General features: G+C 38.3%; 12 protein-coding genes and 1 other annotated feature. Of the genes, 8 read left to right on the forward strand and 4 right to left on the reverse strand.

What is annotated here, in order from left to right; all coding sequences use genetic code 11:
• Positions 1-133 precede the first annotated feature (133 nt).
• Positions 134-613: a 23S rRNA (pseudouridine(1915)-N(3))-methyltransferase RlmH gene (rlmH, locus tag BQ5341_RS06310; protein ID WP_071131184.1), complete on the reverse strand. Its 480-nt coding sequence runs from the start codon at positions 611-613 to the stop codon at positions 134-136.
• 252 nt (positions 614-865) lie between these two features.
• Between rlmH and BQ5341_RS06315 the strand changes: the two genes are divergently transcribed.
• The gene (locus BQ5341_RS06315) at positions 866-2,188 is read left to right on the forward strand and encodes a S1C family serine protease (RefSeq protein WP_071131185.1); all 1,323 of its coding nucleotides are present in this window, start codon (positions 866-868) and stop codon (positions 2,186-2,188) included.
• A gap of 69 nt (positions 2,189-2,257) precedes the next feature.
• On the opposite strand, the gene rlmD is transcribed toward BQ5341_RS06315, so the two are convergent.
• Complete coding sequence (rlmD, locus tag BQ5341_RS06320; protein WP_235836377.1) at positions 2,258-3,610, reverse strand: 23S rRNA (uracil(1939)-C(5))-methyltransferase RlmD; 1,353 nt, start codon at positions 3,608-3,610, stop codon at positions 2,258-2,260.
• 93 nt (positions 3,611-3,703) lie between these two features.
• Between rlmD and BQ5341_RS06325 the strand changes: the two genes are divergently transcribed.
• From BQ5341_RS06325 to ntdP, 3 genes are all read left to right on the forward strand, one after another.
• Positions 3,704-4,492, forward strand: a complete 789-nt coding sequence (locus BQ5341_RS06325) for a RecX family transcriptional regulator (protein ID WP_071131187.1) — start codon at positions 3,704-3,706, stop codon at positions 4,490-4,492.
• Complete coding sequence (mutY, locus tag BQ5341_RS06330; protein WP_071131894.1) at positions 4,485-5,630, forward strand: A/G-specific adenine glycosylase; 1,146 nt, start codon at positions 4,485-4,487, stop codon at positions 5,628-5,630. The genes BQ5341_RS06325 and mutY overlap by 8 nt, the downstream gene beginning before the upstream one ends.
• 127 nt (positions 5,631-5,757) lie before the next feature.
• Entirely contained in the window at positions 5,758-6,291 is a 534-nt protein-coding gene (gene ntdP, locus BQ5341_RS06335; RefSeq protein ID WP_071131188.1) for a nucleoside tri-diphosphate phosphatase, read from the forward strand.
• 40 nt (positions 6,292-6,331) lie between these two features.
• Here ntdP and ndk read toward each other — a convergent pair whose 3' ends face one another.
• Positions 6,332-6,739: a nucleoside-diphosphate kinase gene (gene ndk, locus BQ5341_RS06340; RefSeq protein ID WP_071131189.1), complete on the reverse strand. Its 408-nt coding sequence runs from the start codon at positions 6,737-6,739 to the stop codon at positions 6,332-6,334.
• A gap of 20 nt (positions 6,740-6,759) precedes the next feature.
• Positions 6,760-7,197 (reverse strand): GNAT family N-acetyltransferase, encoded by a 438-nt coding sequence (locus tag BQ5341_RS06345; RefSeq protein ID WP_071131190.1) that lies wholly within the window; start codon positions 7,195-7,197, stop codon positions 6,760-6,762.
• A 119-nt stretch (positions 7,198-7,316) separates the two neighbouring features.
• On the opposite strand from BQ5341_RS06345, the gene BQ5341_RS06350 reads away from it, so the two are divergent.
• The 4 genes from BQ5341_RS06350 to BQ5341_RS06365 all read left to right on the forward strand — a co-directional run bounded on the left by BQ5341_RS06350 (position 7,317) and on the right by BQ5341_RS06365 (position 12,304).
• The gene (locus BQ5341_RS06350) at positions 7,317-8,444 is read left to right on the forward strand and encodes an AI-2E family transporter (protein WP_071131191.1); all 1,128 of its coding nucleotides are present in this window, start codon (positions 7,317-7,319) and stop codon (positions 8,442-8,444) included.
• A gap of 121 nt (positions 8,445-8,565) precedes the next feature.
• Positions 8,566-9,948, forward strand: a complete 1,383-nt coding sequence (locus BQ5341_RS06355; RefSeq protein ID WP_071131192.1) for a hemolysin family protein — start codon at positions 8,566-8,568, stop codon at positions 9,946-9,948.
• Positions 9,938-10,137, forward strand: a binding site (T-box leader). Its footprint overlaps the gene before it by 11 nt.
• Positions 10,138-10,180: 43 nt before the next feature.
• The gene (gene proS / locus BQ5341_RS06360; protein WP_071131193.1) at positions 10,181-11,620 is read left to right on the forward strand and encodes a proline--tRNA ligase; all 1,440 of its coding nucleotides are present in this window, start codon (positions 10,181-10,183) and stop codon (positions 11,618-11,620) included.
• 60 nt (positions 11,621-11,680) lie between these two features.
• On the forward strand, positions 11,681-12,304 hold the full coding sequence (locus BQ5341_RS06365; RefSeq protein WP_071131194.1) for an NAD(P)-dependent oxidoreductase: 624 nt from the start codon (positions 11,681-11,683) through the stop codon (positions 12,302-12,304).
• Positions 12,305-12,658 lie beyond the last annotated feature (354 nt).

Raw genomic sequence — 12,658 nt, forward strand, 5'->3', positions numbered from 1 at the left:
TTTTCACAACCTTATTGACGGTGTGAAAAAAGCTGTGGTTAGGAGAATAGATAAAATTTTTAAAAATCCAAGGGCGGGATTTTCGAAAAATCTTCCTAATTCTCTACACCACAACCCGCTTTTTTCACAGCCTTTATTTATGATAGGGTTCGTGGTGGATGATTTTGAAGGCGCGGTAGATTTGTTCGGTGAAAATGAGGCGCATTAATTGATGGGGGTAGGTCATTTTGCCAAAAGAAATCAAAGTGTCAGCGCTTTGATACACTTCTGGACTTAAGCCCAGCGAGCCGCCAATAATAAAAACAAAACTACTTTTTCCGTGCAAAGTTAATTTTTCAATTTCTCCAGCAAAGTCAACACTAGTTCGCTCCACGCCTTCAATGGCTAGGGCAAATACATAATCATCGTCTTTAATTTTGCTTAAAATGCGTTGGCCTTCTTTTTCTTTTACGTTGAGCATTTGGGCGGCACTTAAATTTTCCGGCGCTTTTTCGTCAGGAACTTCAATCATGGAAAATTTTGTATAAGCACCAAGGCGCTTAGCGTATTCTTGAATCCCGGCGATTAAATATTTTTCTTTCAGTTTACCTACAGTAATTAATTTAATTTGCATAGCAATCTCCATTTTCTTTGTTTCTGACCTTTCTTCTATTGTAAAGATTTTTCAAATGAAAGCCAAGTAGTGCAAGCATTTTAAAAAAAATGTTATAGTAAATTTGCTGGAGAAAGAAATTTAGCAAAAAAAAAATCTGATTTTAATAAAAGTCTCTTCATAATTTCTTCAAAGCTTGGTTTTACAATGAACTTGTAGCTGAAAAGCAACTAAATGACTTGAAGGAGGGAACGGTTTTTTAACCGCAATCTGATGGAAAGAAAAGATATTACACCAAATAATCAAAATCCCAAAAAAGGACACAATAGCTTAGTTTCAGGAATTCTTGGAGGTGTCGTGGGCGGCGCAGTTTTGTTCGGCGTGCTTTATTTTTCAACTGATCTGGGCGCGACGAATAATAATAATACGGCCGCTGAAACAACTACTAGTGGTATCGTCGATAGTTCAGGCAACACAGCAGTTAGTCAAATTTCTTACGATGTTGAATCTGATACCACAAATGCCGTAGAAAAAGTGCAAGATGCAGTCGTCTCGGTTGTTAATTTGCAAAAACTGCAAGAATCTAATAATCCATTCGGCGATATTTTTGGATCAGGATCTTCTAGTGGCGACACTACTGAAGATAGTACAACTACTGATGCCGCCGATTTAGAAGCGGCCAGTGAAGGAAGCGGCGTGATTTATAAAAAAGAAGGCAATACCGCTTATGTCGTCACCAATAATCACGTGGTAGAAGGGCAAGATGGTTTGCAAGTTTTGCTAGCTGATGGAACCACGGTCACCGCTGAATTAGTGGGGACAGATTCTTACACTGATCTGGCCGTTTTGAAAATTCCCGCTGAACACGTAACGAAAGTTGCCGAATTCGGCGACTCAGACGCATTAAAAGTTGGGGAACCGGCGATTGCCATTGGTTCACCATTAGGATCTGATTATGCAAATTCAGTAACGCAAGGAATTATTTCTTCCTTGAATCGTGAAATTGATTCGACAAATGAATCCGGTGAGCCGGTAAATATTAACGCCATTCAAACGGATGCGGCCATTAATCCCGGAAACTCTGGCGGTCCGCTCATTAATGCGGGTGGTCAAGTCGTTGGGATTAACTCAATTAAAATTACCGATTCAAATTCAGAAGTCACCGTCGAAGGTTTAGGATTTGCTATTCCAAGTAATGATGTGGTGACAATTATTAATCAATTGGAAGCTGATGGTACCGTTGCTCGGCCAGTGTTGGGCATTCAAACGACGGAATTAGCAAATATTACGACGCAACAAAGGGAACAAATTTTAGGATTGACTGAAGATATTGAAAATGGTGTTGTGGTCGTTGAAGTGCAAAATGCCACTCCAGCTGAAAAAGCCGGACTTCAACAATACGATGTCATTGTTAAAGCGGATGACACGGATATTGACGGTTATTCAACTTTAACGAAACTCCTGAAAAATAAAAAAATCGGCGACACAGTAACTTTAGAAGTTTACCGGGGCGACGAGAAAAAAACTATCGAAGTGGAATTAACTTTAGATGGTAATGATTTAACAACAGATGAAGCAACGGAAAGTTCGAATTAGTTTTACAAATTAACAGGAAAAAAATGGCTGAGCATTTTAATTTGCTCGGCCATTTTTTTGTTTGAATTATTATTTTTTTAGTCGCAGCTGAACTACTACTTCGCAACGCGCGGTTTGTGGGAACATATCGACTGATTGTAAATAGTCAACTTCGTAAAGTGTGGCCAATTTTTTTAAATCTCTTGCTAAAGTAGAGATGTTACAAGAGACATAGACTAATTTTTTTACTGGAAATTTCAGGAGTGTATTTAAAAGGGCGTCATCAAGTCCAGTCCGCGGTGGATCAACGACGATTGCATCGGGAATAAAGCCGTCGCGGTTCCATTTCGGGATTAATTTTTCGGCGGTGCCTACTTCATAACGAGTATTGGTGAGATTTTTCCGTTGGGCATTTTTTTTGGCATCGGCAATTGCTTCAGGAACGGTGTCCATCCCGCGAACTTCTTTTGCTAAATGAGCCAAACTTAAACCGATTGTCCCCACGCCGCAATAAGCATCGATTAAAGTTTCATTTTTTGAAAGTTGCAAGGCCTTGCGAACTTCGTCATACAGAATGATGGTTTGGGCGGGATTTAATTGAAAAAATGCCCGAGCAGAAAGGTCAAAAGAGATTTCTGAAAGTTGTTCGGTGATAGTTGCTTTTCCCCAAAGTAAAATAGTCTTGTCGCCAAAAATTTTGGAAGAAGTGGTGTCTTGGATATTTTGCATGACCGAAACTAATTGTGGGAATTTATTGGTAAGACTGGCGATGATTTCTTTTTTATAAGGGAAGTCTGCAGTATGAGTGATAAAAACTAGTTGTACTTCATCAAAATCTTGCGTAGTGCGGACCATTAATGTTTTTAACACGCCAGATTTTTTTCCTTCATCAAAAATCGGTACTGGATATTTTTTAAGTAAGTTAACGACTTCATTAATAATTTCTTGGGTGATAGGCATTTGCACGAGGCAATCGGTTAAAGCGACTAGTCGATGAGAATTTTCTTGAAAGAGCCCGGCAGCAGGTTTTCCAGCTAGCATTCGCACTTGAAATTGAGCTTTATTACGGTAACGCCAAGGATCTTCCATGCCCAGCGTTTTTTTGATTTTAAAATCTTGATAGCCGGCAGGTTTGAATTTTGCTAAAGATTGTTTTAATAAATCCCGTTTGAAATCTAACTGGGCAGCATAGTTCAAATGTTGCAACTGGCAACCGCCACACGTGTCATAAATTGGACAAGGCGGTACGGCTCGGTCAGGACTTTTTTGAAAAATTTTAACTAATCGGCCTTCGCTAAATTTCTGGCCATTTTTAGTAATTTGAATGGCAACTTTTTCTTTAGGTAAGGCGCCGGGGATAAAAACAATTTTATTGTGATAATAGGCGATGCCTTCTCCATTGATTCCTAATTTTTTAACGCGAACGGTAATTGTTTCAGACATGTGCATTCTCCTTATTGACTTGATTTGCTTAGTTGTTCTCATTCTAAACTAAAAAACTCTGTGCTACAATGAAATAAAAAAGGAGGCGAACATGTGCTAACCATCGAAAAAGTAAGTCAACAAAAGATGGGCTACCAACTCCATTTATCCGACCAAAGCACGTTACTAGTTTCTGAAGATCAACTGGTGGAGCATCGGTTATTAAAAGGGGCCGAAATTTCTCCAAGTTTACTAGAAACAATTAAAAAAGAAGGCTCCAAAATGGTGGGCTTGCAACTGGCGTACCATTATTTAAATTACGGCTTGCGCACAGAGTCAGAAGTGCGGCGTTATTTAAAAGACAAAGAAATACCGTCAGCTGACATTAAAGAAATTATCGTTCGGCTGAAACAATTAGAACTGGTCAATGATCAATTTTACGCCCAAAGTTTTGTCCGCACGCAAATGAAAACCGGCACAGCGGGTCCTAAAGTAGTCAGCCAAAAGTTACGAGAAAAAGGGGTCAAAAGTGAACTCGTTGCTGAAAGTTTGACCTTGTTTGATGAAAAGACAGAAGAAAAAATTGCTACAAGAGTTGCTAAAGTTTATTTAAAACGGCCGCAAAAAGTTTCTAAACGGCAAAAAATACAAAAACTAAGAGTTCATTTAATGCAAAAAGGATTTAGCGCGCCTGTCATTAGTAATGTTATCGAAGAAATTCCGCAAGAAGTAGAAGATGAAACAGATTTAATCGCCGAACTAGGAGAAAAAGCATTTAGCAAGTACGCTAAAGAACTCCCTGGCAAACGTCGTCAAAAAGTAAAGGAGACTTTGTACCGAAAAGGATTTGCTCTAGAAGCAATTAATGCTTTTGTGGAACAATTTGAAATGGATAATGAGTGAATATTTAACAAGTGACCAATTAAAAGAATTTCAAGAGCAATTTTTGGCTTGGTATGAAGCAGCTGGCCGGACTTATTTACCATGGCGGCAAAATCGAACCGCTTATGGCACTTGGGTTTCAGAAATTATGCTCCAACAAACTCGCGTCGAGTCGGTAATTCCTTATTTCCAAAAATTTATGGCGGCATTTCCCACAGTTGAAGATCTGGCTAAGGCTCCTGAAGCAGAAGTATTGAAAAATTGGGAAGGGCTGGGCTATTATTCCCGCGCTCGCAATTTACAAATTGGCGCCGGTCAAGTGTTGGCAGAATTTTCCGGAGAGATTCCTCATGAAGTTGAAAATCTTTTAAAAATTAAAGGCATCGGTCCTTATACCGCCGGCGCTATTTCTAGCATGGCTTTTAATGAAAAAGTCCCCGCCATCGATGGCAATCATATGCGGATTATTTCGCGTCTTTTTCAAATTTCTGATGATTTATCATTAAGTAAAACGCCGAAAAAATTTGCTGAAATTAGCGAAAATTTACTACCAAAAAATCGAGCAGGGGATTTTAATGAAGCGTTAATGGATTTAGGATCAATGATTTGTACGCCAAAAAATCCGAAATGTGAAATCTGTCCTTTGAAAAATTTTTGCCAAAGTTATAAAGAGCAAACACAAGAAGATTTTCCAGTGAAAACACCAAAAACGAAAGCTAAAGATGTTTATTATGTGGCTTTGGCGCTAGGAAATTCCAGCAATGAATTTTATTTAGAGCAACGAGCCGATAGTGGCTTATTAGCTAATTTTTGGCAGTTTCCGTTAGTCGCAGTCACCAAAGAAGAATTTGCGAAACTATCAACAGAAACCGCGGATCTCGATCTGTTTTCTGTTGCTGAAGAAAATTTCAACGAAACAGAACTTTTTTTAAAGCAGCAGTTTTCACAGTTGGATTTTTCAAAAATTGTTTTACAAAAACGCAGTCTAGGAAATATTCAACATATTTTCAGCCATTTAAAATGGCACGTGACGCTTTTTTACGGCCGGACCACCGACAACGCTACCCCTTTAGTCAATTTACAAGATACAAAACTGCCTCTACCTAAAGCCCAACATAAATTAATGGCGCTCCTAGTCAAAAATGGCTATGATTTTTAAAAGCGCAACAGCGAAAAATTTATTTGTTGACAGAATTTTTCTCTATTTTTATATTTTTTTAAATCTATGCTATAATTGTCCCGAGTTGACTTATAAAGTCAAATTTTTCTAAGAAAGCAGGACCGCTATGCAAGTTCCTAAAGAAGGAGAGTTTATTACCATCCAAAGTTACAAACACGATGGACACTTGCACCGGGTATGGCGGGACACCATGGTCCTTAAAACCAGCGAACATTCACTAATCGGCTTAAATGATCACACCTTAGTTACCGAATCTGATGGCAGACGGTGGGTAACACGTGAGCCGGCGATTGTTTATTTTCATAAGAAATACTGGTTTAATATCATTGCCATGCTGCGAGAAAAAGGGGTTTCTTACTATTGTAATTTAGCGAGTCCTTATCTGTTAGATGAAGAGGCGTTAAAATACATCGATTACGATTTAGACATAAAAGTTTTTCCGGATGGGGAAAAACGCCTTTTAGATGTGGATGAATATGAAATGCATAAGAAAAAAATGCATTATTCTCCTGAGATTGATTATATTTTAAAAGAAAATGTCAAAATTTTAGTTGATTGGATCAATAATGAGTCCGGTCCTTTTTCTCAAGGTTATATCGACGTGTGGTATGACCGCTATCAAGAGTTGTCTCAGAAGTGAAAAAAAGATTCGCTAGATTTTTCTAGCGAATCTTTTTTATTTATTCATTTTCTGGAAAAAAGCGAGCAATTTCAATGACGGCCGTATCTTTAGAATCGGAAGCGTGAATAACATTTTGCGTACCAGGTAAACCATAATCCCCGCGAATTGTGCCAGGGAGCGCTTCGTGAGACTTAGTAGCGCCGGTCATCCGGCGCACAATATCAATGACTTCTTCGCCTTCTAAAACTAAATAAACAACTGGACCTGAAATCATATAATCCACAAGCTCTTTGAAAAAATGGCGGCTGCTGAGATGGGCATAATGAATTTTGGCAATTTCTTCGGTCATCATCCCATAACGCATAGCAACAATAGTCAAATTCTTATTTTCAAAGCGGCCTAAAATTTTTCCGACTAAGCGTCGTTTGACGCCGTCTGGTTTAATAATAACTAATGTTTTTTCCATGAAAACACTCCTTTAGATGATTAGATTATATTTTTTTGCATCATTTTGTGCTCAATACCTGCATCTAAGAAAATTTCGCTAGTCACTTGATAACCTAATTTTTCATAAAAACCTAGAGCGGTCAGTTGCGCTCCTAAAATAATTGTCTTTCCATCGTGAGTTTTGGAAAAATTTTCCGCCTCTTTAACGAGTGCATCACCAATTTGGTGATGGCGATATGGTTTTAAAACAGCCATTCGTTGTAATTTCATCACGTGATTTTCTTGGGGCAAAAGGCGACAAGTCCCACAAGCATTTCCAAAATCATCATAATAAACAAAGTGAATACAATATGCTTCGTACTGATCGACCTCTTCGTTTAAAGGGACGTGCTGCTCTTTCATAAAGACCTCGCTGCGAATTCTTAAAGCATCAATATAGATTGGACTTAGCCTATCTCTCGTTTGTACAATTTTCAAAAAAATCCCTCACTTTAATAGAATAAATCTTAACGGAAAAAAAAGTTTATCAGCAGTAATTTTCCCTTTTGTTTAGTATACTATAAAATAGGAACGACAACAGACTTGGAGGGTTGCTTTTGTTAGATAAAGTCAGAAATTCAAAAATTATGTTTTGGTCATTGGAACTATTAATTATCGCCACCTTGATTTTTGTTAGTCAAAAAATTGATGGGATATTTGATCCAATTGCTACTTTTTTCTCCACGTTATTTGCGCCTATTCTAATTGCTGGCTTTTTGTTTTATGTTTTAAATCCGCTAGTTAATTTACTGGAGAAAATAAAAATTAAGCGGGTTTGGGGGACAGTGATCGTTTTTATTTTGCTGATTGCCATTATTGTGATCGCCTCGCTCACTTTTATTCCTTATTTAATAAGTCAAATTTCCACTTTAGTTGAAAATGCCCCCGAGACGGCTAAACAAATCGAAACATGGGCGCGAGGAATTGCTGAAGAACCTTTTTTAAAAGATTTAGATTTGGAACAATATATTAATCAAATTGATCTGTCTTATTCGGAAATTTTAACGAATTTATTTAAAGGAATTTCTGGGGGCATCGGTTCGATATTTTCTACCGTAGCTTCGGCAGTGGTAGTTTTAGTTACCGCGCCTTTTGTTTTATTTTATATGCTCAAAGACGGCGAGCGTCTACAACCGGCCATAGAAAAAATTACCCCTGAAAAATCGCGGAAAGATGTGATTACTTTATTAGGGCAAATGAATGACACGATTGCTACTTATATTTCTGGGCAAGCAATTGAAAGTCTGTTTGTAGCTACCTTTACTTTTATTGGCTACAGTATTATTGGTGTTGATTATGCGTTATTGTTCGGGGTGATTGCCGGCTTAACGAATTTAATTCCTTATATTGGTCCATATCTTGGATTGCTGCCAGCCGTGTTAGTAACGGTTTTTGATTCACCAATTAAAGCTTTATTGTGTTGTCTAGTCGTCTTAATTGTTCAACAATTGGACGGAAATATTATTTATCCTAATGTTATCGGAAAAAAATTAAAAATTCATCCATTGACGATTATTTTAATTTTACTTGTAGCAGGGAATTTATCAGGATTACTAGGGATTTTTCTAGGGGTTCCCATCTATGCAGTGGCTCGGACGATTGTGATTTATGTTTTCAATATTTATAAATTGCGAAAAGGTGAGGTGAAAAGCCAATCACAGCGCCCGCGAGTCTATCGAAGATAAGCGAATAAAATTATATGAAATTAATTGTCAAAACGTATTTCTTATGCTAATATTTTAAGTGATTAGACTTAGGTTTAATCACTTTTTTACTATTTGAGAATTTTGAAGGAGAGATGAGTAAATGGGTAATTCTGACCCCGATAGTTCGTCGCTGGTTGGCCAGATTATTTTGTTAGTAGTTTTAACGATGCTGAATGCTTTTTTAGCGGCTTCTGAAATGGCGGTTGTGTCCGTCAATAAGAACCGAGTGGAGCAAAAAGCAGGTGAAGGGGATAAAAAAAGTCTGCGGTTATTAGGCATTTTGCGTGATCCCAATAATTTTTTATCCACCATTCAAGTTGGAATAACTTTGATAAATATTTTGTCAGGGGCCTCACTGGCCGATTCTTTGTCCAACCGTTTAGCAAGTGCTTTGGGAAATTCAGCTGTTGCCAAGAATGTCTCTAGTATAATTATTTTGGCATTATTGACTTATGTATCGATTGTTTTTGGGGAATTGTATCCGAAACGGATTGCTTTAAACAAAGCTGAAGAAATTGCCAATGTCGCGTCCCATGTGGTTAAAATATTAGGTACAGTGATGAAACCATTCGTTTGGTTGCTCACTGCTTCAACAAGTTTATTGGCGCGGATTACGCCTATGACTTTTGACGATGAAGATTCTAAGCTGACCCGTGAAGAAATGCGGTATATGTTAGAAACTGAAGGTGTCTTAGAAGATGACGAATTGGAAATGCTCCAAGGGGTCTTTTCTTTAGATAATAAAGTGGCTCGAGAAGTTATGGTGCCTAGAACTGATGCTTTCATGGTAGATATTGACGACGATACACAAGAAAATATTAACGCGATTTTAGGCGAAAGTTATTCGCGAATTCCAGTTTACAAAGAAGATAAAGATAAAATTATCGGTGTGTTACACATTAAAAATTTACTCAAAGCCGCCCATAAAGTTGGTTTTGAAAATATTAAGTTACATGATGTGTTGCAAGAACCACTCTTTGTGCCGGAAACAATTTTTATTGATGATTTATTGTACGAACTGAAAAAAACGCAAAACCAAATGGCCATTTTACTTGATGAGTATGGTGGCGTGGTTGGTGTGGTTACTTTAGAAGACTTATTGGAAGAAATCGTCGGAGAAATCGATGATGAATCTGATGAAGTTGAAAAATTATATACCCAAATTTCGGAAAATGAATATTACGTTCAAGGGCGGATGTCCATTGACGAATTCAATGAAGAATTTGACACTGAATTAGAAATGCCTGACGTGGATACGATGGCCGGTTACTTAATTACTGCCCTAGGAATGATTCCTGATGAAGGAGAAAAATTATCCTACAACGTGGATCATCTGACGTTAACTTCTGAAGAGATGGAAGGCGCGCGGGTTTTATTATTAAGAGTCACTTTCCATCCTGATCAAGTCGGCGAAGATCCTGAAGTTGCTGAAGTGAAACATGGATTTTTAAAAGCTAATGGAAAAAATAACGACCAAGATTAAGCAAATGAATTAGTAAAAAGCTCTTTTTTGAAAGCGAGACTGCACTAGGTGAAAGGCAGTTAAAAAAATCTTTTGAACCTCTCATTTTTATTTGCCAAAAGCACGTTGACAGGCGTTAACTGTTTTGAGCGGGTTGAAATATTCAACCAAGCAAGGTGGTACCGCGATGACTAAAGTCTCGTCCTTACATATAAGGACGGGACTTTTTTATTTATTTTTAGGAGGAAAACAAATGAGTAATTTACAAAAAGAAGATTTTTCTAAATGGTATTTACAAACGATTCAACAAGCGGACTTGATGAGTTATTCACCAGTGCGGGGCTGTATTATTTTTAAACCAGATGGCTTTGAATTGTGGGAACATATTCAAGAAGAATTCAATAAATTTTTAAAAGCAGAAGGGATTCGTAATGCGTATTTTCCAATGTTGATTCCTTATAGTTTTTTTGCCAAAGAAAGTGATCATATTGAAGGATTCGCGCCAGAACTTCCTTGGGTAACTAAAGTCGGTAACGAAGAATTAGAAGAACCACTAGCTTTGCGTCCAACTAGTGAAACGATGATTGGTTCTGCTTTTTCAGAATGGATTAATTCCTATCGCGATCTGCCTTATGAAATCAATCAATGGGCCAATGTTTTTCGTTGGGAGAAAAAAACTTTACCATTTTTGCGGACGTCAGAATTTTTATGGCAAGAAGGCCACACTGCTCACGCTGACGAAGAAGATGCTCGCAGACGGACAATGCGCGTCTTAGAAGCTTATCGCGATTTGGCAGAAAATTTCTTGGCAATTCCTGTTTACGTGGGACAAAAAACACCTAGCGAACGATTTGCCGGTGCGGTTGATACGTATTCCATTGAAGCGATGATGAAAGACGGGAAAGCTGTTCAAGCTGGAACAAGTCATTACATGGGGACAAAATTTGCCGAAGCTTTCGATATTAAATATTTGAACGCGGAAAATGAACATGTTTTTGCTCACACAACTTCTTGGGGAATTTCTACTCGTTTAATCGGCGCTTTAATTATGACCCACGGCGACGAACAAGGTTTGGTTTTCCCACCAAAAGTTGCCCCAACACAAGTGGTCTTGATGCCGGTTGGTCCTTGGAAAAAAAATCCAGCGATTTTAGAAAAACTTGGCGCAATTAAAGAAGAGCTAGCTGCGAAAAATTTGCGGGTGCGCTTGGATGATTCAGACAACACGCCAGGATTCAAATTCAATGAATGGGAATTAAAAGGCGCTTGTTTGCGAATTGAAGTCGGACCACGGGATTTGGAAAATCAACATGCGATGGTGAAAGTTCGCGACCTTTCAGAAAAAGTAGCCGTCGATTTTCCAGAACTGACTGACTATGTAGAAGAACAATTGGCACAAATGCAAGTTCGCTTGTTGGAAAACGCGCGGTTGCGTAACAAAGCCAATGAACATTTGGACATTAATACGTTGGATGAATTGAAACAACATATTAAAACTTGCCAAGAAAATAACGAACCGACTGGATTTGTTTTAATCGGTTGGGACGGCAGCGAAGAAACAGAAGCGAAAATTAAAGAAGAAACAGGCTTTACGACGCGTAATATTCCATTTGAAGCACCAATGGAAAAAGCGGTGGATCTTGTTACAGGACTTCCTGCAACACAAACGGTCTGGATTGCTCGGGCCTATTAAGCAAAAAACTTTTGAAACCTCCCAAGGCCGAGTACACTATGGCTAAAGGAGGTTTTTTAAATGAAAATTGCAATTATTGGTGCCACTGGTCGGGCTGGCGGATTTATTTTAAAAGAAGCATTGGCACGAGGCCTTGAAGTTACAGCGATTGTCCGTCATCCAGAAAAATTAACGGAGGATGTACCTGTGTTAGCCAAAGATTTATTTGCTTTAACGACGAATGATTTGGAAAAATTTGATGTGGTGGTGGATGCTTTTAACGCCCCCAATGGTAAAGAGGAATTACACGAAAAATCAGTCGATCATCTGGTCCAAATTTTAACTGGCACAAAGACCCGCTTAATTGTTGTCGGCGGCGCTTCGTCTTTATTTATTAACCAAGAAAAAACGATCCGAATGATTGAACAAGTACCTAAAGATGCACCATTTTATCCAGTTGGTTTTTATATGACTCAAAGTTTGCTAGATTTAAAAAAATCAACAGTGGACTGGACTTATTTGTCACCAGCGCTATATTTTAATCCCAATGGTGAAAAAACAGGAAAATACCGCGTCAGCGACGATTTTTTAGTAACCGATGAAAGAGGACGGAGTGAAATTTCCATGGCCGATTACGCCATCGCCCTAGTAGACGAAATCCAACAACCAAAACACCAACAAAAACACTTTTCCGTGTTGAAATAAGGTTGTCAAAGGCGCGTTTAGTGACGTAGAAAAATAGGGAAATCATTAAAAATTCCGCTATTGGATTTTCAATGATTTCATCTTTTTTCCTAGTCACTGCGCCTGAGACACCGTCAATAAGGTTGTGTTTTGAACGCTTAATGGCGCAGAAAATTAGGGTAATGGTGTATGACTGCAAAGCAGGCAGAAGGCATTGCGTCTATTTTCCAAGCCACTGTTCAAAACACACCGTCAAATAAGGATGTCGAAAGTGTGTTCAGCTGCGCAGAAAATTAGAAAAACTGAGGACGAATGGAACATTCGCCCTCAGTTTTATCTATTTTCCTAGCAGTTACCTTTGAGACACCGTCAAAA

Origin of the sequence: Enterococcus timonensis (assembly GCF_900104595.1) — a bacterium.
Lineage (GTDB): Bacteria > Bacillota > Bacilli > Lactobacillales > Enterococcaceae > Enterococcus_J > Enterococcus_J timonensis.